Below are 22,072 nucleotides of genomic sequence, written 5' to 3'. Positions count from 1 at the left end.
AGCGCGCAGCGCTGGCCGGAAGCGGGCGTTTACCGTATCCTGTCCGTCTTTGTATATCACCCGAGATTTCTAATGGCAAATTACGTCTACACCATGAATCGCGTGGGCAAAATCGTCCCGCCCAAGCGCCAGATTCTGAAAGATATTTCCCTGTCCTTCTTCCCAGGCGCGAAGATCGGCGTACTGGGCCTGAACGGCTCCGGCAAATCGACCCTGCTGAAAATCATGGCAGGCATCGACACCGACATCCAGGGCGAAGCCGTGCCGATGCCGGGCCTGAACATCGGCTACCTGCCGCAGGAACCGCAGCTGGACCCGGAAAAAACCGTGCGCCAGGAAGTGGAATCGGGCCTGGGCGAAGTGTTTGAAGCGCAAGCCAAGCTGGAAGCCGTATACGCCGCGTATGCCGAGGAAGACGCCGATTTCGACGCCCTGGCCACGGAACAGGCACGCCTGGAAGCGATCATTTCGACGTCCGACGGCGGCAATCTGAATCTGCAGCTGGAAATGGCCGCCGACGCGCTGCGCCTGCCGCCATGGGACGCCAAGGTCGGCGTGCTGTCCGGCGGTGAAAAGCGCCGCGTGGCGCTATGCAAGCTGCTGCTGTCGAAACCCGACATGCTGCTGCTCGACGAACCGACCAACCATCTGGATGCGGAATCGGTCGACTGGCTGGAACAATTCCTGCTGCGCTTCCCCGGCACCGTGGTGGCCATCACCCATGACCGCTACTTCCTCGACAACGCGGCAGAGTGGATCCTGGAACTGGACCGCGGCAGCGGCATTCCATGGAAGGGTAACTACTCGACCTGGCTGGAGCAGAAGCAAGCCCGCCTGAAGCAGGAAGAATCGACGGAATCGGCGCGCCAGAAGGCGCTGCAGAAGGAATTGGAATGGTCGCGCCAGAACCCGAAAGCGCGCCAGGCCAAGTCGAAAGCCCGCCTGGCCCGTTTCAACGAGTTGTCCGAGCACGAATACCAGAAGCGCAACGAAACGCAGGAGATATTCATTCCCGTGGCCGAACGCCTGGGCAATGACGTCATCGAGTTCAAGAACGTGTCGAAAGCGTTCGGCGACCGTTTGCTGATCGACAACCTGAGCTTTACCGTGCCGCCAGGCGCCATCGTCGGCATCATCGGCCCCAACGGCGCCGGTAAGTCGACCCTGTTCAAGATGATCACCGGCAAGGAACAGCCGGACAGCGGCGAAGTGGCCATCGGCCAGACGGCGCGCGTCTCCATCGTCGACCAGAACCGCGATAGTCTCGCTGACAACAAGTCCGTGTTCGAGGACGTCTCCGGCGGCGCCGACATGCTGACGGTCGGCCGCTTTGAAATGCCATCGCGCGCCTATCTGGGCCGCTTCAACTTCAAGGGTTCGGACCAGCAAAAAATGGTGGGCAACCTGTCCGGCGGTGAGCGTGGCCGTCTGCACCTGGCGAAAACCCTCTTGATGGGCGGCAACGTCCTGCTGCTCGATGAACCGTCGAACGATCTGGACGTGGAAACCTTGCGCGCGCTGGAAGACGCCTTGCTGGAATTTGCCGGCAGCGTCATGGTCATTTCCCATGATCGCTGGTTCCTCGACCGTATCGCCACGCACATCCTGGCCTTCGAAGGCAATTCGCAAGTCACCTTCTTTGACGGCAACTATCAGGAATATGAAGCCGACAAGAAGAAACGCCTGGGTGAAGAAGGCGCGAAACCGAAGCGTATCCGCTACAAGCCCTTGACCACGTAATTTCGGTCCGGCAATGCAAAAAGGCAGTTACCTCGCGGTAACTGCCTTTTTTTTCAGCAAACTTCCGGTGAATTAGAAGTTGTAGCGTGCGCCCAGGGCCAGGCCGGTAGCCTTGCGGCCCTGGTCGGCGCTCTTGCCGAAGTGTTCCACTTCCGCCGTCAGCGAGACTTTCTCGTTGATCGCGTACTGGGCGCCAACGGAAGCGTACACGCCCGTCTTGTCGTTGCCGCTGATGCCGGTCGACAGGCCTGTGCCGCTCAAGCTGTTCTTGACCTTGGCCACACCGAGCTTGCCGAACACGCCGACCTTGTCGGTCACGGGCATGGTGGCCTTGCCGGCCAGGTAGTAGCCGTGCGAATCGCTTTTCACGGAACCGTTGCCAGCACCGGTGACATAGCTGTAATCCTTGCTGCCGAAATCGGCGTAGCCGCCTTCGACCGCCCAGGTTTTATCGAAATCGTAACCGGCGAAGATCTTGGCGCCGGCCTTGTAGCCGCTGTGATTATCGGCGCTGGTGGCGCCAGGAATATCGAAGTTATAACGGTTGCCCGTGACGCCAGCACCCACATACGCGCCTTCGGCGTGGGCGGCGCTCATGCCGGTCAGTGCGGTAACGGAAGCGATCATTGCAAACAGGATTTTCTTCTTCATCATGTTCTCTCTCTCAATTAGTTAATGTTCCTAGATTCGTGCCTGGATTCGCAGTTCAGCGAAGTGCGATGAGGACACAATAACAGCCGAAAAAAGCTACGTCTTTCTCCATTCCGTAAGAACTGTGACAAGATGTAAGCCAACATTCCAAACTGACAATAACCGTACAATGCGCACCGTTGAGCGAACTTAAGATAGACTTAAGAGCATTAGCGATTTCAGTCCAGAGGAGAAGTGCATGCACAAACGTCAGTTTCTCGCCGCCGCCATGGCCGGCGCGGCCCTGCCCGCCATCGCCCGGGCGGCGCCCGCCGGCCTGCGCGGTCCTGCCCTGCTGACCATCACTGGCAGCATCGACAAGCCGAACCGCGGTCCATTCGACGCCGTGCGCGACCAGATGATGCACAAGCAAAAGATCAGTTTTGAGCGGGCGCGGGCCTTCGACTTTGCGGCGCTGGCGAACTTGCCGGCGCGCACCATCCACCCCACCCTGGAATACGATGGCAAGGCACACGCCCTGCGCGGGCCGTTGCTGGTCGATGTATTGAAGGCGGCGGGCGCGCCCGAGGAAGATGCCGTGCGGCTGCTGCTGCGCGCCGTGGATGGCTATGCGGCGGCGCTGACCATGGCGCAGGCGCGCGCACAGCGTTTTATTGTCGCCACCCACCTGGACGGGCAGGCGATGGCGCTGGGCGGACTGGGACCGCTATGGGCGATCCACGATGCGGACCGCATCGCGGCCGTGGCGGCCCTGCCCCTGGCCGAACGCTACACCAGCTGCCCGTGGGCGCTGTATCACATTGGCGTGGAGGCGGGATGAACTATCTAAAACGCCAAACAAAACCGTAGCGAGCGGCAGTGATTTGTGGCCGAGAAGCGCAGCCGTGCTTGAGCACGGGGGCGCCGAGCCGGTGAGCATCGCAGACTGCAAAGCGCGACGCGCAGCAAGTTTTAATAGGCGTTTAGGCGTAGGCTTCCGCCATCGACATCACGCGTGGGGCGATAGCAATGCCATGCTCCTCGAACAGCGCCGTGATGGCCGCCAGGTTGTGCGTGCACTCCTCGGTTTTCCAGCCCTTGAAGATATCCGTGCCATCCTTCTGGAAATGAAGGTCCAGCACTTTGCCCGCATCCTTGTGCAGATAAGGCGAACTATAGGTGTTCTCGAAGCCGAGCGCCTTCAATTGTCCCAGCAAGGCAAGTGGTGGATGGTCGGGATCGGTGGCGAGAAAAATGCCGAAGGTCTTGCCCGGTGGTTTGGCGGCGATGTCGACCTCGTAGATGCCGGGGGCCTTGCTGACAGACGTACTCTTTAAAAATAACATACAACACTCCCTGCGCGTAATGTCCCGCGCCTGAAACGGGCGGCAAGACAGGGGCGGTGCGCAATGATTCCCCTCGTCAAATCTTATTGCTAATTGGCATCTTTGTCGACAAATCGGCACTTTTATTTGGTAAGTCGTGGTTATCTTGTCGCGTTCGCCAGCGTAAATTATCAATAAAGCCAGTTATCATTGCGCCAATACCCGGCCTGCTGCATACTTTTGGCTTGCCTCACGATTGCCTTCCCGCCGGCCACCCCTCGTCTCCATGCGTCTTCTGTCGATCAAGTACCGCCTGCTCATCCTCCTCACCCTGATCCTGGGGGCGGGCTTCATGGCCACCAGCCTGGCCAGCTACCTGGCCTCGCGCCAGGCCATCGAGCATGGCATCGCCGACCAGACCCTGCCGCTGACGGGCGACAATATCTATTCGGAAATCCAGAAGGACATGCTGCGTCCCGTCTTCATTTCCTCGCTGATGGCGCACGACACCTTCGTGCGCGACTGGATACTGGCCGGCGAAAACAAGCCGGAACAGATCGTGCGCTACCTGGCCGAGGTTAAGAAGAAGTACGGCGCCATCACCAGCTTTCTCGTCTCGGACAAGAGCAGCAAATATTACTATGCGGAAGGCACCCTGAAATCCGTCAGCCCACAGGCCACGCGCGACATCTGGTATTACCGCGTGCGCGCCATGGAGCAGACCGATTACGAGACGAATGTCGACGTGGACATGGCCAACCGCGACAGCATGACCATCTTCATCAACCACCGCGTTTATGATTACGATGGCCAGTTCATCGGCGCTACCGGCATCGGCCTGACCCTGGCGACCATGAGCCACATCATCGACCGCTACCAGGCGCGCTTCCACCGCAACATCTATTTTGTCGACGGCGCCGGCATGCTGGTGTTGGCGGGCAAGACCATGCGCAACGGGCACGGCAACATCCGCAGCCTGCCCGGCGTGAACGCCATTGCCGAGCAGATCATCAACCACCAGAGCGAACCGACGCATCTGTCGTACCAGCTGGGGCGCGCGCAAATCCTCGTCAATTCGCGCTTCATTCCCGAACTGGGCTGGTACCTGGTGGTCGAGCAGAATGTCAGCGACGAAGTCCAGTCGCTGCAGCGCGTCTTCATCTTCAACCTGGCCATCAGCTTTGGCGTCACCCTGCTGGTACTGCTGTTGACCTTGCTGACGGTGAACCGCTACCAGCGCCGCATCGAACGCATCGCCTCGACGGATGCACTGACGGGGCTATTGAACCGCCAATCGCTGGAATTGCTGTTCCAGCGCGCCATGCTCTTGTCCAAACGCAACGAACAACCGATGTCCGCCATCCTCTTCGACATCGATTTCTTCAAGCGCGTCAACGATACTCACGGCCACCTGTGGGGCGACAAGGTCATCCGGGGTGTGGCCGACGTGGCGCGCGCCACCGTGCGCGAAAGCGACGTCATCACGCGCTGGGGCGGCGAGGAATACCTGGTACTGCTGAATAACTGCAGCCTGGCGCAAGCGGCGGAAGTAGCGGAAAACCTGCGCGCTGCCATCGAACGCCACGATTTCGGCCTGCCCGCGCCGGAGCTGCCCGTGACGATCAGCCTGGGCGTGGCCGAGTACCGGCCGGAGGAAAGCGAATCGGCCTTCTTTTCGCGCGCCGACAGCGCCTTGTATCAGGCCAAGCATCACGGCCGCAACGGCGTGCACGCCGCCTGAGTCACCCCCCGCGCTTGCGCCTGGCCAGATCCTGCGTGGGCGCCACCAGCGCCCGGTACAACTCGCCCGTGGCGGCATCCCAGTTTTGCACGGCTAGTTGCTGGCGTTGCACGGTGGCCGAGTCGCCGCGCGCGATGGGACCGGACAGCGCGGGCGCGGCGCCCAGACGGAATACATTCGCCACCGCTTCCGTCACCAGGGGCTGGGCCAGTTCGCGCGCCACCGGCTCGGGAATGCCGGCCGCCTGGTAGGCGCGCAAGGCCGCGTCGAGCACCGTCACCAGATAATTGCTGGCAAAGACGGCGGCCGCGTGATACAGGGTCTTGGCGGCCGGATCGATGGGCACGGGGCGCGCGCCGATGGCGTTCAAGGCCGGCGTGAGGAAGGCCAGCGCCAGCGGGTCGCCTTCGACGCCGCAAAACGTGCCGTCAAAGGTAGCGGCCACTTGTGCCGGATCGGCAAAGCTGCGGATCGGGTGGGCGCTGGCGACAAACGCGCCGGCCTGCGTGGCCGCCAGCAGCACGTTCGAGGCCAGCGCGCCGCTGCAGTGAAACACGATGGCGCCCGCCTGGCGCCCTTCGGCCACCAGCGCCGCGCAGGCCGGACCGATCTGATCGTCGGAGACGGCCAGCATGGTGACGTCGGCGTGGCGCAAGGCCGCATAGCTGTCGACGGGGGTTCCGGCGCCGATGAAGGCCACGGCCGCTTGCGCCGAGGCCATCGAGCGCGTGAGCACGTCCTGCACGGCGACACCTTCCACGCCGGCGAACAAACTGCCCAGCACGCGGCCCACGTGGCCGGCGCCGATGATATTCAAAGTGACGTTCATGATGATTTTCTAGAAGCTCGATCCCGGCTGGCGCAGGAATTCCACCTCTTGCGGCGTGGAAGCGCGGCCCAGGATGGCGTTACGGTGCGGGAAACGGCCAAAGCGGGCGATCACTTCCTGGTGGCGCTCGGCGTAGTCGAGCATGCCGTCAAAACCGGGCTGCGCCTGCGACAGCAGCTGGAACAGCTCGACGGCACGCGCCTGCATGGCCAGGTCTTCCGCGTGTTCGAACGGCAGGTAGGCAAAGGCGCGCAGCATCGGCGGCAATTGCCCGTCCTGTCCCGCTTGCGTCAAGGCGATGGCCAGCGCCAGCGCCCGGGCGTCGCCGGCAAAGGCGCGCGGCGTGCCGCGATACACATTGCGCGTGAACTGATCGAGCACGATGAGGCGCGCCAGCGCGCCGTGCGGCGTCGCATCCCATTCACGCAAGCCGCCGTCGATGGCGGCATCGATCAGCGCGCCGAAACGCTCGCGTATCTGCGCGTCGAAGCCGTCATCCTTGCGGAACCATTCCATGCGCGACTGGCCATAATCCGGATTATCCGGCGGCAGGAACCAGAAATCGAGTACATCTTGGGCTTGTCCATCCATATTCATTCTCTCGGCATCCGTATCAATTGCGGGCATGCGACAGCTGGAAGCCGGCGATGCCTTCGAAAGCGGCCAGTTCGGCCGACATGGCCGACAGGCTGGCGCCCGTGTTCTTGCCATGCGCGATGGCGACAAAACGCCATTCCTGCATGCCCTCGTTGCTGCCGATGGTCAGCGAACCGCCGGCGATATCGTAGCCGCGCTTGGCCGCCATGCGCCGCAGCGCATCTTCGCGGGGAATAAACCCCTGGCGGAAGCGCATGGTGATGGCCACCGCATGGCGCGACGGCAGCCAGTTCTCCAATTTTGACAGAAAAATCATCGCCATCGCGCACAGGAAGGCCAGGCCCATGGCCGACAGATAAAAGCCGATGCCGACCATGATGCCGATCACGGACGAAGCCCAGATCGAGGCGGCCGTCGTCAGGCCGCTGATATTGAACCCCTCGCGCATGATGACGCCGGCGCCGAGGAAACCCACGCCCGTGACGATGCCCTGGATGACGCGCGTGGGATCGCTGCCGACGATGGCGCCATGGCCGCCGTACCAAAATTCAGGATAGCCGCCCAGCACCGTCAGCGCGGCCGAGGCCATGCAGACAAGGCTGTAAGTGCGCATGCCGGCCGCGCGCCCGTGATAAGAACGCTCGTAACCCACCAGCAAGCCCAGCAGCAGCGCGCCCAGCAGGTTCAGCAGGATCACGCCATTCGTCGCCAGCTCGGCCGGCGACCAGTAGGCGCGCAGGAAGTCGATGGTCGGCATTTAATCCTGGGGCTTTTTGGTCAGCTGCTTTTCAAACGCCACGTCGAGCTTGCTGACGCGGCGCGCCTTTTGCGGTCCCAGGCCATTGACGAAGGCGACAAACGCATCGAGTTCCAGCGGCGGGCACAAAGGCGGCAAGCCGGGGCCTTCCGTGAGAAAGAACAGTTCATCGCCCGTGCGCGCCATCGTGTAGAGACGGTGGCCGGTGCGTTCCTTGAGCCGCTCGATGGCGGAGGTGGCGCGGGTCGAGCGCATCAGATGGCTCCCGTGCGCTGTTCCAGCCACGCCAGCGCATCGCCGGACAACAGCGGCGCCAGGCGCGCGCGCACGGTGGCGTGGTAGTTGTTCAGCCACGCCGCCTCGTCGTCGCGCAGCAGCGACCGTTCCACGCAGCGCGTGTCGATCGGGCACAGGGTCAGGGTTTCGAAGCGGAGAAATTCGCCAAACTGCGTCGTTTCCGCAGGCACGTTCAGCACCAGGTTCTCGATGCGGATGCCCCACTGGCCAGGGCGGTAGATGCCCGGTTCGATGGAGGTGATCATGCCCGGTTCCATGGCCGTCTGCGGCTCCGGCATGGCGGACTGGGAAATCGATTGCGGCCCTTCGTGGACGTTGAGGAAAAAGCCCACGCCGTGGCCCGTGCCATGACCGAAATCGATGCCCTCGGCCCACAGCGGCGCGCGGGCGATGGCGTCGAGCATGGGCGACTTCACGCCGCGCGGGAACTGCGCGCGCGACAGGGCGATCATGCTGCGCAAGACCAGGGTGAAATCGCGCCGGTGTTCGGGCGTGATCGTGCCGACGGGGACCACGCGCGTGATGTCCGTGGTGCCGCCCCAATACTGGCCGCCCGAGTCGATCAGCAGCAAACCGTCGCCTTCGATGGTGGCGGCCGAATCCGCATGCGCGTGGTAATGCATGATGGCGCCATGCGCATTGAAGCCGGCGATGGTGCCGAAACTGGGGCTGGCAAAACCGGCGCGGCGGGCGCGCGCGGCCGTCAGGTGTTCGTCGATGCCGATTTCCGTCAACGGCGCGCGCTGCGGGTCGGCCAGGGTGCAATCTAACCAGCTGAAAAACTCGCACAGGGCAGCGCCATCTTGCTCCATGGCGGCGCGCACGTGCACCGCTTCGCTATCCGTCTTGCGCGACTTGGCCAGGGTGGTCGGGTTGATGGATTCGACCACCCGCACGCCCTCGGCCACGGCCTGGCGCGTGCCGAACGTGATGCGGCGCGGGTCGAGCAACAAGGTGGCGCCGGCCGGCAAGGCGGCCAATGCAACCGCCGTGCGGTCGTACGCGGCCACGTCCACGCCTTCGCTTTCCAGGGTGGCGCGCAGGGACGCCGGCAGCTTGCCTTCGGCGATGAACAGCGTGGCGCGCTCCGGGCCCACCAGCGCATGCGCGAGGAAGACGGGGTTGTAGTGCACGTCGGCGCCGCGCAAATTGAACAGATACGCGATATCGTCGAGCGTGGAAATCACGTGGTGGCTGGCGCCGTGCACCGCCATGCCGGCGCGCAGGGCCGCCAGTTTCTGCGTGCGCGACAGCGATGGATACGCGGGCGCATGTTCATATACGGGCGCGACCGGCATGGCCGGGCGATCGGGCCACACGGCTTGCAGCACGTCGATGTCCGTACGCAGGGTCACTTGCGCGCCCAGCGCCTGCTGCAGCAGGCGCGCATTGGCCAGACCCAGCACGGCGCCATCGACGGCCACCGTCTGCCCCGGCTGCATGGTCTCGCCCAGCCAGTCGATATACAGCACGCTGGCGCCGGACGGGATTTTTTTCAGGGCGATACCGCTGCCGGCCAGCTCGTCTTCCGCCTGTTCCCAGTAACGGCCATCGGTCCACACGCCGGCGACATCCTGCGTCACGACCAGGGTACCGACGGAACCTGTAAAGCCCGACAGCCACTCGCGGCCCTGCCAGCGGGCCGGCAGGTACTCGGACAAATGCGGATCGGCCGATGGCACGATCAGGGCATCGATCTGCTGCGCGCGCATGGCGGCGCGCAGCAAGGTCAAACGGGAGGCGGGATTACTGTGAACGGATGTCTGCATGGCGGCGAAAAGGTGCTGTGCTGGGAAGCGCTCATGATACTCCGATTGCCGGCAATGCAGTACTCACGCAGCCCAGGCCAGGCCAGGCCAGGATGCGGCTCGTCTTCAATGCTGGAGCAGCTGGCCGGCAAGGCCGACGATTTTTTCCAGCAGCGCCTCATCGTGCGGCAGCCAGGGCACGGCGCCCAGCTTGCTCCCCTTCGCTGCCACCTCGCTCGCTACCTCGGCGCCATCCAGCGTGACCCTGCCGGTACTCAGGTGAATCGCATGCCTGCCGACCATCAGGTGGCGCGCTTCGAGCGCCATTCGTCCGTCCTCGATCTGGTCCGCGAATACCTGTTCCAGCACGGTGCGCCGCATGCCCGCCATCGGCCCCGGCGCCAGATTGGCCAGGTAAAACAGGCGCTCTTCGCGCTGCACGCTTTGCTCCTCTTCCAGCAGCGCCAGGGCGCTGGCGCTGACCAGCAGGTCCACCGCGCGGCACGCTTCCGAATATGCCACCGGCGCCATCGGCATCATCTGCGCGGGCGCCAGCCCGTTTGACATGCATGCGCCGCCCGCGCCTGGATAGACGTGTCCTCCGAGGCGCAGCAATACGCGCCAGGCGCCGAATTGCCGCGACAAGCCTTCATCGTAATCGAGCCGCCAGCCTTCGCGGCGGGCCAGTCCCAGCAAGGTAGGCAGCGACAACTGGTAGCCGGCAAATGGGGCGCCGCCGTCGCCGGGCGGTGCATATATTTCACGATACACCTGCCGCAGCGGCTGGCGCACGCGCCGCCGCGCGAGCAGCGCCTGCCAGGCGGCGCGCTGCTCCCCGCTGCCGTGCAGGGGATGCCACAGGCCGATGTCGCCTTGTTCAGGCAATGCCACTGGCTGCCCCTGCGCATCGATGGCGCCCTTCCCGTCGGGCATGAAGGCCAGGCCGTCGCCCGTGCGCCAGACCAGCGCGCGCGCCACCGTCTCGATATCGGCATCGTCGCGCAAGGCGCGCCATTGGTCCAGGCCAAACCACACCTCGCTGGCGTAGCCCGCTTCCAGGCGGCGCGCCAGCATGGCCTGGCGCCGCTTGCCCATGGGGCCGGGCATGCCGACCCGCCAGGCGATATCGGGCCGTTCGGCCAGCGTTCGTTCGGCCGGTTTCAGATTGCGCTCCAGCTTCTTGCGGATGCCCGCATGGCGCACCTGCGCCAGCGCCGTGCGCAGGGCCAGCAAGCTTTCCGGCGTGGGGATGGTTTCCACCGCATGGCCCAGCGCCATCGCCAGCGACTGCGACGGCGCGCTTTTTGCCGCGCCGGGCGCCACGCATGCCAAGGGCAGCAAGACGGCGATCACGGGACGGAACCATCCATCATCGCGGTAGGCGGCGACCCGCGCGGCGCGCGCCAGCACGGGAGAATCTGCCGTGGCAAAGGCGGCATCGGCCGCATACGGCACGCTGCCATCGTGGATGGCGGCGATATGGCGCGCCGCCTGTTCCAGTATCGTGCGCGCAAAAGCGGCATACGCCGCATCGTCGGCCAGCACGGCGGCGGGATCCGCCTCGCCGATACTGTTGCGGTTCCAGTAGCCGCTGTAGCGCGAACCGGCCAGCGCCAGCAGGGACGCTTGCGCCAGCTGCGGCAGCAGTGCCAATTCCTGCAAGGTCAATGGCATCGGATCACGGGCGTGACGCTCCTCCATCAGCTGCGCGAATTGGGCAGGGGCGTCGCCGCCGGCAAGACGCGTCAGCAGCCAGGCCTGGTAGGGCCGCTCGGCCCAGCCCGAGGTTTCGCCGAGAATGCGCCGCGCCTGCCCCGCCGTGCCTGCCGGTGCCTCGCCCTGCAGGCTGGCCAGGCAGCCGATGACGTACTCCCATTCCCGGTTGTAATCACCGGCCGCGTCGAGTGCGTCGAGGAACACGGCGCCGGCCAGCAATGGCGCCAGTCCGGCCTCAGTCACCTGTTCCAGCAGCGTGTGCGCCAGATTGAACCGCGCGATATCGTCATGGCCGAAGCGCGCCGCGCGGTGCAGCGCCCCCCAGATGGCGCCCAGTTCTTCAGGCGTCCAGTCTTGGAAATCGACCGGCGGCCCCGTGAAGCGCGCATGCTCGACAAAGCCGCCATCGAGGCGTGCGCGCAGGGCGGCGGCGCGCGTGGTCTCAGAGAGCATCATCGGCCTCGTAGCGGCGCAAGCCTTCCAGGTCCAGCACGCGGATGCCGCCGTAATCGAGGCGCAATAGCCCCTTTTTTTCCAGCACCTGCAAGGCCTGGTTGGCGCGCTGGCGCGAGGAACCGGACAGCAGGCCGATTTCCTCCTGCGACAGCTGCACCAGGGTTTCCACACCCGGATACAAGTGCGAGTTGAACATCGACGCCAGGCAGCGTGCCACGCGCGTGTTCAGGTCCAGCAGGCGTTCGTTTTCCACCATGCCGATGAACTGTCCCAGGCGCTCGTTGAGCTGCATCAGCAAAAAGCGCGTAAATGGCAGGCTCGTTTCCAGCAGCCAGTGGAAGGTGGCGCCGGGCAGGCGCGCCACGCGCGTGTCCCGCAGGGCCATGGTGTCGTATTTGCGGATTTCATTCTTCAGCAATGAACCTTCGCCGAACCAGCTGCCGGGCGGCACGCCGATAAAGGTCATCGCCTTGCCGGAAGCGGAAAAATTATTCATCTTGACCATGCCGCTGATGACGCCGATCCAGTTGTCCACCGGTTCGCCCTTGCGGCACACAAAGCCGCCTTTCGGCACGAAAGTCTCGAACACATCCGCTTCGACCCGGGCCAGTTGCACGGGGTCGAGCAGCTGCGCCCAGTGGGCCGCGCGCACGGCATCCTTGAGACTGATATCAGGGTAGGTCATTGTGCGATGCACCATCGAAAAGTGGGTAAATGTCCCCGAAAAGACAACTTGGCAAACTAACGCAAGCTACTATCATTGCATAAACGCCTGACACATAAAAAACACAGAGCGCCATCCAACGAGGTGGGGCCTGAGACAAGCAACAGGGAGACACTGGTGCAAACGAATACCACAGCAGCAATGCCGACTTTTCCGCGGCGCTTATTGCAACACGGGACAGTACGATCCGACAAGCCCGCCTTTCGCGAAAAACACCTGGGCATCTGGCAAACCTGGACCTGGCGCGAGGTCAACGACGAGGTGCGCGCGCTGGCCTGCGGCCTGGCCGCCATCGGCTTCCAGCGCGGCATGAACCTGGCCATCATCGGCGACAACCGTCCCCGCCTGTACTGGGCCATGCTGGCGGCGCAAAGCCTGGGTGGCGTGCCCGTGCCACTGTACCAGGACGCGCCGGCCGCCGACATGGCCTATGTGCTGCAGGATGCGGAAATCCGCTACGCCATCGTCGAAGACCAGGAGCAGGTCGACAAGCTGCTCGAACTCAAGGCCCTGTATCCGCACGTGGCCCACATCGCGTATGACGATGAACGCGGCATGCGCCATTACCGCCAGCCGGAACTGATGTCCTTTGCCGCCCTGCAGGTGCTGGGCCGGGCCTACGACCGCGAACATCCGGGCTTTTTTGACGCCGCCGTGGCAGCGGGCCAGGGCAGCGACTCCGCCGTGATCCTGTACACCTCGGGTACCACGGGCAAACCGAAGGGCGTGTGCCAGAGCCACACGGCCCTGCTGGCCGCGGGCGTTGGCGGCGTCGCCTTCGACAAGCTCACCGACGAGGAAGACATCCTGTCCTACCTGCCCATGGCATGGGTCGGCGACTGCCTGTTCTCGCTGGCGCAGGCCATGGTGGCAGGCTTCACCGTCAACTGCCCCGAGTCGGGCGGCACGGTGATGATCGACATGCGCGAAATCGGCCCCACCTGCTACTTTGCGCCGCCGCGCGTGTTCGAGAACATGCTCACCAGCGTGATGATACGCATGGAGGACGCCAGCAGCATCAAGCGCCACATGTTCAGCCATTTCATGGATGTGGCCAAGCGCTGCGGCGCGCAGATTTTGGATGGCAAGCCCGTCGCGCTGGCGGACCGCCTCAGCTACAAGCTGGGCGAGCTGCTCGTCTACGGCCCGCTGAAAAACGTGCTGGGACTGTCGCGCGTGCGCGTCGCTTATACCGCCGGCGCCGCCATCGGCCCCGATCTGTTCCGCTTCTACCGCTCCATCGGCGTCAATCTCAAGCAGCTGTACGGCTCCACCGAAACCTGCGCCTATGTGTGTCTGCAACCGGACGGCAATATCAAGTTCGACAGCGTCGGCTTGCCGGCGCCCGGCGTGGAGGTGAAACTGGCGCAAAACGGCGAAGTGCTGGTCAAGTCGCCGGCCACCATGAGCGGCTACTTCAGGCGTCCCGACGCCACCGCCGAAGTGATCGACGACGACGGCTATTTCCATACGGGCGACGCAGGCGTGTTCGACGGCGAAGGCCACCTGAAAATCATCGACCGCGCGGCCGACGTGGGCAAGATGAATTGCGGCGCCATGTTCGCCCCCAACTACATCGAAAACAAGCTCAAGTTCTTCCCCTTCATCAAGGAAGTGGTGGCCTTCGGCCACGCGCGCGACCAGGTCTGCGCCTTCATCAATATCGACATCGAAGCGGTGGGCAACTGGTCCGAGCGGCGCGGCATCGCCTATTCGGGCTACACGGACCTGGCGGCGCGCGCCGAAACCTATGGCCTGATCCGCGACTGCATCGAGCAGGTCAACGCGGAACTGGCGGCCGACCCGCTGATGGACCGCACGCAGGTGCACCGCTTCCTCGTGCTGCACAAGGAGCTCGATCCCGATGACGATGAACTGACCCGCACGCGCAAGGTGCGCCGCAAATTCATCGCTGAAAAGTACGCAGTGCTCATTTCCGCCCTGTACGAGGGCAAGGCAACGCAATACATCGAGACCCAGGTGAAATTCGAGGATGGCCGCCTTGGCTCGACCAGCGCCAACCTGCAGATCTGGGACAGCAAAACGTATCGGCCCCAGGGCCTGGCCGCATGATGGAGCACAGCACGATGCAAATGAACGAACCCGACGCCCATTTCGGCACGGCCCGCAAGACGGGTCCCGTGATCCTCGACCTGAAGAATATCTCGCTGTCGTTCGGCGGCGTGAAAGCGCTGACCGACATCTCGTTCGACGTCAAGCAGCATGAAATCCGCGCCATCATCGGCCCGAACGGCGCCGGCAAAAGCTCGATGCTCAATGTGATCAACGGCGTGTACCGCCCGCAGCAGGGCGAAATCATCTACCGGGGCGAACACCGGCGCGGCATGGATTGCTATGCGGCCGCCAAATCCGGCATCGCACGCACCTTCCAGAACATCGCCCTGTTCAAGGGCATGACGGTGCTGGACAACATCATGACGGGCAGGAACCTGAAGATGAAGTCGAATTTCCTGCTGCAAGCCCTGTACTGGGGCCCGGCGCGGCGCGAGGAAATCGAGCACCGCAAGAAGGCCGAAGAGATCATCGACTTCCTGGAAATCCAGGCCATCCGCAAGACGCCCGTGGGGCGCCTGCCCTACGGCTTGCAAAAGCGGGTGGAGCTAGGCCGCGCGCTGGTGGCCGAACCGGACATCCTGCTGCTGGACGAACCCATGGCAGGCATGAACGTGGAAGAAAAACAGGACATGTGCCGCTTCATCCTCGACGTCAACGACCAGCTGGGCACGACCATCGTGCTGATCGAGCACGACATGGGCGTGGTGATGGATATCTCCGACAGGGTGGTGGTGCTCGATTACGGCAAGAAGATCGGCGACGGCACGCCCGACGAGGTGCGCAGCAACCAGGATGTCATCAACGCCTACTTAGGTGTGGCGCACTAGACGAGGAATAGCAATGAATATCAATTTTTTCTTTGAAGTGCTGATCGGCGGCCTGCTGTCGGGCGTCATGTACGCGCTGGTGGCGATCGGTTTTGTGCTGATCTACAAGGCCTCGGGCGTGTTCAACTTCGCGCAGGGAGCGATGGTATTTTTCGCCGCCCTCACCTGCGTCGGCATCATGGACAAGTTCGGCCTGTCGCTGTGGCTGGCCATCCCGCTGACGATGGTGACCATGATCGTGCTGGGCATGGCGATTGAACGCGTGGTCTTGCGCCCGCTCGTCAACCAGCCGGAAATCACGCTGTTCATGGCCACCATCGGCCTGACCTTTTTCATCGAAGGCCTGGCGCAGCTGATGTGGGGCTCGCAGGTGCACAAGCTGGACCTGCCCATCGAAGACGTACCGATGCCCTTCCTGATGGAGCATTTCAATATCATCATCTCGCAGTTCGACATGGTGGCGGCCGGCATCTGCGCGCTGCTGGTGATCTGCCTGGCCTTGCTGTTCTCGAAAACCAAGGTGGGCCGCGCCCTGCGCGCCGTCGCCGACGACCACCAGGCGGCGCTGGCGGTCGGCATCCCGCTGCAGCGCATCTGGGCCGTGGTGTGGGGCGTGGCGGGCCTGGTGGCCATGGTGGCCGGCTTGCTGTGGGGCGCGCGCAACGGCGTGCAATTCGCCCTCACCTTCATCGCCCTGAAAGCGCTGCCGGTGCTGATCCTCGGCGGCTTTACGTCGGTACCGGGCGCCATCGTCGGTGGCCTGATCATCGGCGCGTCGGAAAAGCTGGCCGAAGTCTACCTCGGCCCGATGGTGGGCGGCGGCATCGAAGGCTGGTTCCCGTATGTGCTGGCCCTGCTGTTCCTGCTGGTGCGTCCGGAAGGATTGTTCGGCGAGAAGATCATCCGGCGCATCTGACGCCGCACCATGCATACGATGCACCCATCACAAAGGACACGCCATGATTTACCGTGAAGCAGGACAATTCAAGACCAGCTACCAGGCTGACAACCAGATTTTCCCGATCCGGCAAGACCGCCTGGCGCTGACGGCCACGCTCCTCGTCGCCGTCTTCCTCCTGCCGTATTTCGCCTCGCCCTACATGCTGTCGGCGATCCTGATCCCCTTCCTGATCTTCGCCCTGGCGGCGCTGGGCCTGAACATCCTGACCGGTTACGCGGGCCAGCTGTCGCTGGGCACGGCCGCCTTCATGGCCGTGGGCGCCTTTGCCTCGTATAACTTCATGGCCCGCCTGCCTGGCCTGCCGCTGCTGGTGTCCTTCATCCTCGGCGGCCTGTGCGCGGCCATGGTGGGCATCGCCTTCGGCCTGCCCTCCTTGCGCATCCGCGGCTTTTACCTGGCCGCCTCCACCCTGGCGACGCAGTTTTTTGTCGTCTGGTGCCTGACCAAGATCCCGTATCTGACCAACTACAGTTCCTCGGGCGTGATCACGGTGCAGAAGATGACCATCCTCGGCTACCAGTTCGACACGCCGCAAAGCAAATACCTGCTGGTGCTGGCCATCGTTGCCGGCATGGCACTGCTGGCCAAGAACATGATCCGCTCGAACGTGGGTCGCTCGTGGATGGCCGTGCGCGACATGGACATGGCGGCCGAAGTGATCGGTTTCAGACTGATGCGCACCAAGCTGCTGGCGTTCGCCGTCAGCTCGTTCTATTGCGGCGTGGCCGGCGCGCTGTATGCCTACGCCTACCTGGGCACGGTGGAGCCGGAAGCGTACAACCTGGACCTGTCCTTCCGCATCCTGTTCATGATCATCATCGGCGGCGTCGGCTCGATTCTCGGCTCCTTCCTCGGCGCGGCCTTCATCGTGCTGCTGCCCGTCTTCCTGAACACCATCGCGCATGGCCTGGCATTGCCCACCAGCGTGGCCTCGAACCTGGAACTGATGGTGTTCGGCGCGCTGATCATCTTCTTCCTGATCGTCGAACCGCACGGCCTGGCCAGGCTGTGGCAGATCGCGAAAGAGAAATTACGCCTGTGGCCTTTCCCGCACTAGGAATTTGTACCTTGCAGTCTGATGTCGGTTGACTTGAAATCAAATAAAACAAGAGGAGACACACAATGAAACACATCAAATCGCTCATGCTGGCCGCCGCCATCGCCAGTGCCGCACTCACCATGGCCGGCAGCGCTCAGGCGCAGGACAAGGAACAGTACATCGCCCTGCCGTCCTACCGCGTGGGTCCCTACGCGGCTGGCGGTTCCGGTTTCTACGGCGGCATCATCGACTACTTCAACCTGGTCAACCAGGCCGGCGGCGTCAATGGCGTCAAGATCAGCTGGGAAGAATGCGAAACGGAATACAACCCGTCGCGCGGCGTCGAATGCTATGAACGCCTGAAAACCAAGCAGGGCGGCGCCACCCTGGTCGAAACCCTGTCCACGGGCGTCGCCTACGGCATCCTGGACCGCGTGGCGCAAGACAAGATCCCCATGACGATGATCGGCTACGGCCGCTCGGACGCCGCCAACGGCAAGGTCTTCCCCTACGTGTATCCGCTGATCTCCAGCTACTGGAGCCAGGCCGCCGCCATGATCAAATACCTTGGCGACAAGGATGGCGGCATGGACAAGCTGAAAGGGAAAAAAATCGTCCACTTGTACCACGATTCGGCCTTCGGCAAGGAACCGCTGCCCGTGCTGGAAGCGCTGTCGAAACAGTACGGCTTCGAGCTGGTGAAAATTCCCGTCGCGCCGCCCGGCAGCGAACAGCAATCGCAGTGGCTGCAGATCCGCCAGGCCAAACCGGACCACGTGATCCTGTGGGGCTGGGGCGTGATGAATTCCGTTGCCATCAAGACGGCGCAGCGCAACGGCTTCCCGCGCGACAAAATGCTGGGAGTCTGGTGGGCCGGCTCCGAGGAAGACACGATTCCATCGGGCGATGCGGCCAAGGGCTACACGGCGATGACGTTCAATACGCCGGGCAACTACCCCGTGCTTGACGACATCCGCAAGAAACTCTACGCGTCCGGCAAGGGCAACCTGTCCGACCAGTCGCGCATCGGCTCCGTCTACCACATGCGCGGCGTGACGGCCGGCATCCTGTGGGTCGAAGCGATCCGCGTGGCGCAGGAAAAATTCGGCAAGGGCAAACCGATCACGGGCGAGCAGATGCGCTGGGGCCTGGAAAACCTGAACGTCGACGATGCGCGCCAGAAGGCCGTGGGCGCGCTGGGCATGTTCCCCACCGTGAAAACCAGCTGCGATGACCATGAAGGCTCGGGCGCCGTGAAAGTGCAGCAGTGGGATGGCAAGAAATGGACCGCCATCACGCCGAAATGGATCGTCGGCGACAAGGCCCTGGTGCGTAAACTGGTCGAGGAATCGTCGGGCAAGTACGCCGAAGAGAAAAAGATCACGCCGGCGTGCATGAAGTAATGCAGTAGGCGAGAGGAACCGGACCGGCTACCGCCGGTCCCGTGTTTAACATTTTAAAGAAGCAGCCATGACCCACACTGCCACGCAAGCCCCGCCCCAGGCGGACACGCCGCCGCCCTACCTGTCGGTGAACAATATCGAAGTCATCTACGACCATGTGATCCTGGTCCTGAAGGGCGTGTCGCTGCAAGTCCCGCAAGGCAAGATCGTGGCGCTCCTGGGCGCCAACGGCGCCGGCAAGTCGACCACCCTGAAGACCATCTCGACCCTGCTGCGCGGCGAACGGGGCGACGTCACCAAGGGAGAAGTCCAGTTCAAGGGCGAGCGCGTGGATCAATTGACGCCGAATGAACTGGTCAAGCGGGGCCTGTCGCAAGTGATGGAAGGGCGCCACTGTTTCGGCCACCTCACCATCGAGGAAAACCTCCTGACGGGCGCCTACACGCGCAGCCTCTCGCGCGGCGAGCTGAAAGACGCGCTGGAAAAGGTCTACCACTATTTCCCGCGCCTGAAAACCCGGCGCAGCAGCCAGGCCGGCTATACCTCGGGCGGCGAGCAGCAGATGTGCGCCATCGGCCGCGCGCTGATGGCCAAGCCGTCGATGATTTTGCTGGACGAACCGTCGATGGGCATCGCGCCGCAGATCGTTGAAGAGATCTTCGGCATCGTCAAGGATTTGAACCACAAGGAAAACGTCTCTTTCCTGCTGGCCGAGCAGAACACCAACGTGGCGCTGCGCTACGCCGACTTCGGCTACATCCTGGAAAACGGACGGGTCGTGATGGAAGGGCAAGCGCAGGAACTGGCCAGCAACGAAGACGTCAAAGAGTTTTACCTGGGCGTGTCCAGTGCCGGGCGCAAGAGCTTCCGCGACATGAAGTTCTACCGCCGCCGCAAGCGCTGGCTGGCCTGACATCGGGAGTTGCCGTCATGGATCTGGAACGGGCGAAGCAAGTGTGCCGCGGCTTTCCCGGCGCGACAGAAGACATCAAGTGGAGCAACGTGCTGGCGTTTTCCGTCGGTGGCCGCCTGTTCGCCCTGTGCGGCGCGGAAGCGCACAGCACGCGCGGCATGAGCTTCAAGGTCGATGCGGAACGCTTCCTGGAATTGACGGACCGTCCCGGCTTTCGCCCGGCGCCCTACCTGGCGCGGGCCAAATGGGTGCTGGTCGCCAGCCCAGACGCCCTCGACGACGACGAAATGGCTACCCTGCTGCAGCGCTCATACAGCCTGATTGTTGCGGGACTGACGAAAAAAATGCAACGTGACATTGGAGAATCAGCAACATGACCGATATGCTCGATAGTCTGGAAGCACGCGCCCCCGAAGCGCGCGAACGCGAATTGATGGCTGGCCTGCCGCAGCTGATCGCGCGCGCGCAAAAGGCGCCGGGCTGGGCCCGCATCCTCGACGGCGTCAACGCAGCCGACATCACCAGCCGCGCCGCGCTGGCGCAGCTGCCCGTGACGCGCAAGTCCGACCTCAAGCAATTGCAGCACGACGCGCTGCCGTTCGGCGGCTTGAACACGACGCCGAAAAACGCCCTGTCGCGCGTGTTCGTCTCGCCCGGCCCCATCTTCGATCCCGAAGGCCGCGGCCCCGACTGGTGGCGCTTCGCGCGTCCCATGTATGCGGCCGGCGTGCGCGCCGGCGGCTTGCTGCAAAACTGCTTTTCGTATCACTTCACGCCGGCCGCCTTCATGGTCGAAGGGGGCGCCGCGCGCATCGGCTGCACCGTCATCCCGGCCGGTATCGGACAGACGGAAATGCAGGTGCAGGCGATGGCCGACCTGAAGCCCGACACGTATATCGGCACGCCGTCATTTCTGAAACTGATCATCGAAAAAGCGCGCGAGATGGGCGCCGACATCAGCAGCGTCACCAAGGCCGTGATGGGCGCGGAAGCCTTGCCCGAGTCCCTGCGCAGCTGGTTTGCCGAAAACGGCGTGCCGCACGTGTTCCAGACCTATGCCTCGGCCGATATCGGCAGCATCGCCTATGAAACGGCCAGCAATGGCAAGCTCAATCCCGGCATGGTCGTGGACGAAAACGTGCTGCTGGAAATCGTCCATCCCGGCAGCGGCATTCCCGTCGCGCCGGGCGAAGTGGGCGAAGTCGTCGTCACCGTCTTCAATGCCGACTATCCGCTGATCCGCTTCGCCACGGGCGATCTGTCGGCCGTGTTGATCGACGCGCCGGAGTCGCCGTGCGGCCGCACGAATACGCGCATCAAGGGATGGATGGGGCGCGCCGATCAAACCACCAAGGTGCGCGCCATGTTCGTGCACCCATCGCAGGTGCATGAGATCGCGCGCCGCCACCCGCACATCAAAAAGGCGCGGCTGGTGGTGTCGGGGCGCATGGCCAACGACGAGATGACTTTGCATTGCGAAGTCGACGATCCGACGGACGCCAGCGGCACCGAAGCCATCATCGGTTCGATCCGCGAACTGACCAAGCTGCGCGGCGATGTGCTGCTCGTGGCCGTGGGCAGCCTGGCGCAGGATGGGAAAATCATCGACGACATGCGCGATTACAAATAAGGCCGATTTGCGGGATAATACCGGCATTGACCATCAGCCCCATTCATCGCCATGCAAGAGTCCATGCAAGAATTTCATCACAACCGTGCCCGTGACCTGATCAAGAACGCGGAACTGCTGTTCGACCAAGACGCCGTGCAGGCGTCGATCACGCGCATGGCCGATGTGCTCAACACGCGCTTCAACGCCGAGGACTCGAAAGAGTTCCCGCTGGTGCTGGGCGTGATGGGCGGCGCCGTTGTATTTACGGGCAACCTGCTGCCACAACTGAGCTTTCCACTCGAATTCGACTACATCCATGTCAGCCGCTACGGCGACGACGACAAGGGTGGCGAGGTGGTGTGGAAAGTCATCCCCCGTTCGAACGTGGCGGGCCGCACCGTCATCGTGCTCGACGATATTCTGGACGAAGGCGAGACCCTGGCGCACGTCAAACAGCGCTTGCTGGACATGGGTGCCTCGGAAGTCATCCTGGCCGTGTTCGCGGACAAGGCCATCGGCAAGAAGAAGCCGGTACAAGCCGACATCGTCGGCCTGGTGATCCCGAACCGTTTCGTCGTCGGCTTCGGCATGGATGCGTATGGCTACTGGCGCAACCTGCCGGGCCTGTGGGCCATCAAGCCCGAGGATTTGAAGCAGGAATAAGGATGGCCTGGATGACGC

21 protein-coding genes are annotated in these 22,072 nt (G+C 63.3%); 12 read left to right on the top strand and 9 right to left on the bottom strand.

Going from position 1 to position 22,072, the window contains the following annotated elements; translation table 11 throughout:
* Window positions 1-72 precede the first annotated feature (72 nt).
* Window positions 73-1,740, top strand: a complete 1,668-nt coding sequence (gene ettA, locus SJI03_RS06085; RefSeq protein WP_034783756.1) for an energy-dependent translational throttle protein EttA — start codon at window positions 73-75, stop codon at window positions 1,738-1,740.
* A gap of 72 nt (window positions 1,741-1,812) precedes the next feature.
* Here the strand turns inward: ettA and SJI03_RS06080 are convergent, their stop codons facing one another.
* Complete coding sequence (locus tag SJI03_RS06080; protein WP_034752848.1) at window positions 1,813-2,394, bottom strand: porin family protein; 582 nt, start codon at window positions 2,392-2,394, stop codon at window positions 1,813-1,815.
* Between the two features lie 235 nt (window positions 2,395-2,629).
* Between SJI03_RS06080 and SJI03_RS06075 the strand changes: the two genes are divergently transcribed.
* On the top strand, window positions 2,630-3,211 hold the full coding sequence (locus SJI03_RS06075; RefSeq protein WP_099377755.1) for a molybdopterin-dependent oxidoreductase: 582 nt from the start codon (window positions 2,630-2,632) through the stop codon (window positions 3,209-3,211).
* A gap of 142 nt (window positions 3,212-3,353) precedes the next feature.
* On the opposite strand, the gene SJI03_RS06070 is transcribed toward SJI03_RS06075, so the two are convergent.
* Complete coding sequence (locus SJI03_RS06070; RefSeq protein ID WP_034783761.1) at window positions 3,354-3,716, bottom strand: hypothetical protein; 363 nt, start codon at window positions 3,714-3,716, stop codon at window positions 3,354-3,356.
* Window positions 3,717-3,981: 265 nt separating this feature from the next.
* Here SJI03_RS06070 and SJI03_RS06065 point away from each other — a divergent pair, with 265 nt between their 5' ends.
* Complete coding sequence (locus tag SJI03_RS06065; protein WP_322426564.1) at window positions 3,982-5,436, top strand: sensor domain-containing diguanylate cyclase; 1,455 nt, start codon at window positions 3,982-3,984, stop codon at window positions 5,434-5,436.
* A gap of 1 nt (window position 5,437) precedes the next feature.
* On the opposite strand, the gene SJI03_RS06060 is transcribed toward SJI03_RS06065, so the two are convergent.
* The 7 genes from SJI03_RS06060 to SJI03_RS06030 form a co-directional block, all read right to left on the bottom strand.
* On the bottom strand, window positions 5,438-6,265 hold the full coding sequence (locus tag SJI03_RS06060) for a Rossmann-like and DUF2520 domain-containing protein (protein ID WP_099377753.1): 828 nt from the start codon (window positions 6,263-6,265) through the stop codon (window positions 5,438-5,440).
* 9 nt (window positions 6,266-6,274) lie between these two features.
* A complete protein-coding gene (locus tag SJI03_RS06055; protein ID WP_322426880.1) occupies window positions 6,275-6,862 on the bottom strand; it encodes a DUF924 family protein in 588 nt (195 codons plus the stop codon).
* A gap of 16 nt (window positions 6,863-6,878) precedes the next feature.
* Window positions 6,879-7,619 (bottom strand): MgtC/SapB family protein, encoded by a 741-nt coding sequence (locus SJI03_RS06050; protein WP_046681890.1) that lies wholly within the window; start codon window positions 7,617-7,619, stop codon window positions 6,879-6,881.
* Complete coding sequence (locus SJI03_RS06045) at window positions 7,620-7,874, bottom strand: hypothetical protein (protein ID WP_077398459.1); 255 nt, start codon at window positions 7,872-7,874, stop codon at window positions 7,620-7,622.
* The gene (locus tag SJI03_RS06040) at window positions 7,874-9,685 is read right to left on the bottom strand and encodes an aminopeptidase P family protein (protein WP_322426563.1); all 1,812 of its coding nucleotides are present in this window, start codon (window positions 9,683-9,685) and stop codon (window positions 7,874-7,876) included. The genes SJI03_RS06045 and SJI03_RS06040 overlap by 1 nt, the downstream gene beginning before the upstream one ends.
* Window positions 9,686-9,790: 105 nt before the next feature.
* A complete protein-coding gene (locus tag SJI03_RS06035; RefSeq protein ID WP_322426562.1) occupies window positions 9,791-11,836 on the bottom strand; it encodes a DUF4132 domain-containing protein in 2,046 nt (681 codons plus the stop codon).
* Window positions 11,823-12,521: a Crp/Fnr family transcriptional regulator gene (locus tag SJI03_RS06030; protein WP_322426561.1), complete on the bottom strand. Its 699-nt coding sequence runs from the start codon at window positions 12,519-12,521 to the stop codon at window positions 11,823-11,825. The genes SJI03_RS06035 and SJI03_RS06030 overlap by 14 nt, the downstream gene beginning before the upstream one ends.
* Window positions 12,522-12,701: 180 nt before the next feature.
* On the opposite strand from SJI03_RS06030, the gene SJI03_RS06025 reads away from it, so the two are divergent.
* The 9 genes from SJI03_RS06025 (at window position 12,702) to SJI03_RS05985 (ending at window position 22,054) form a co-directional block, all read left to right on the top strand.
* Entirely contained in the window at window positions 12,702-14,633 is a 1,932-nt protein-coding gene (locus SJI03_RS06025; protein ID WP_322426879.1) for an AMP-binding protein, read from the top strand.
* A 14-nt stretch (window positions 14,634-14,647) separates the two neighbouring features.
* Window positions 14,648-15,463 carry an ABC transporter ATP-binding protein gene (locus SJI03_RS06020; protein WP_035828489.1) on the top strand — a complete coding sequence of 272 codons (816 nt, stop codon included), beginning with the start codon at window positions 14,648-14,650 and terminating at the stop codon, window positions 15,461-15,463.
* A 19-nt stretch (window positions 15,464-15,482) separates the two neighbouring features.
* Window positions 15,483-16,379 (top strand): branched-chain amino acid ABC transporter permease, encoded by an 897-nt coding sequence (locus tag SJI03_RS06015; RefSeq protein WP_322426878.1) that lies wholly within the window; start codon window positions 15,483-15,485, stop codon window positions 16,377-16,379.
* 43 nt (window positions 16,380-16,422) lie between these two features.
* Window positions 16,423-17,481 carry a branched-chain amino acid ABC transporter permease gene (locus tag SJI03_RS06010; protein WP_034752817.1) on the top strand — a complete coding sequence of 353 codons (1,059 nt, stop codon included), beginning with the start codon at window positions 16,423-16,425 and terminating at the stop codon, window positions 17,479-17,481.
* A gap of 65 nt (window positions 17,482-17,546) precedes the next feature.
* Window positions 17,547-18,866, top strand: a complete 1,320-nt coding sequence (locus SJI03_RS06005; protein ID WP_034752814.1) for an ABC transporter substrate-binding protein — start codon at window positions 17,547-17,549, stop codon at window positions 18,864-18,866.
* Between the two features lie 67 nt (window positions 18,867-18,933).
* A complete protein-coding gene (locus tag SJI03_RS06000) occupies window positions 18,934-19,779 on the top strand; it encodes an ABC transporter ATP-binding protein (RefSeq protein ID WP_099377745.1) in 846 nt (281 codons plus the stop codon).
* A gap of 17 nt (window positions 19,780-19,796) precedes the next feature.
* Window positions 19,797-20,156, top strand: a complete 360-nt coding sequence (locus SJI03_RS05995) for an MmcQ/YjbR family DNA-binding protein (protein WP_322426559.1) — start codon at window positions 19,797-19,799, stop codon at window positions 20,154-20,156.
* Window positions 20,153-21,409 carry a phenylacetate--CoA ligase family protein gene (locus SJI03_RS05990; RefSeq protein WP_322426558.1) on the top strand — a complete coding sequence of 419 codons (1,257 nt, stop codon included), beginning with the start codon at window positions 20,153-20,155 and terminating at the stop codon, window positions 21,407-21,409. The genes SJI03_RS05995 and SJI03_RS05990 overlap by 4 nt, the downstream gene beginning before the upstream one ends.
* A 63-nt stretch (window positions 21,410-21,472) precedes the next feature.
* Window positions 21,473-22,054 carry a hypoxanthine-guanine phosphoribosyltransferase gene (locus tag SJI03_RS05985; RefSeq protein ID WP_099377742.1) on the top strand — a complete coding sequence of 194 codons (582 nt, stop codon included), beginning with the start codon at window positions 21,473-21,475 and terminating at the stop codon, window positions 22,052-22,054.
* Window positions 22,055-22,072: the final 18 nt, after the last annotated feature.

It is taken from the genome of Janthinobacterium sp. GMG1 (assembly GCF_034427795.1).
In the GTDB taxonomy this organism is placed as follows: Bacteria; Pseudomonadota; Gammaproteobacteria; order Burkholderiales; family Burkholderiaceae_D; genus Janthinobacterium.
Note: the sequence above shows the minus strand (reverse complement) of the source record. Positions and strands in the feature narration are given on the sequence as shown.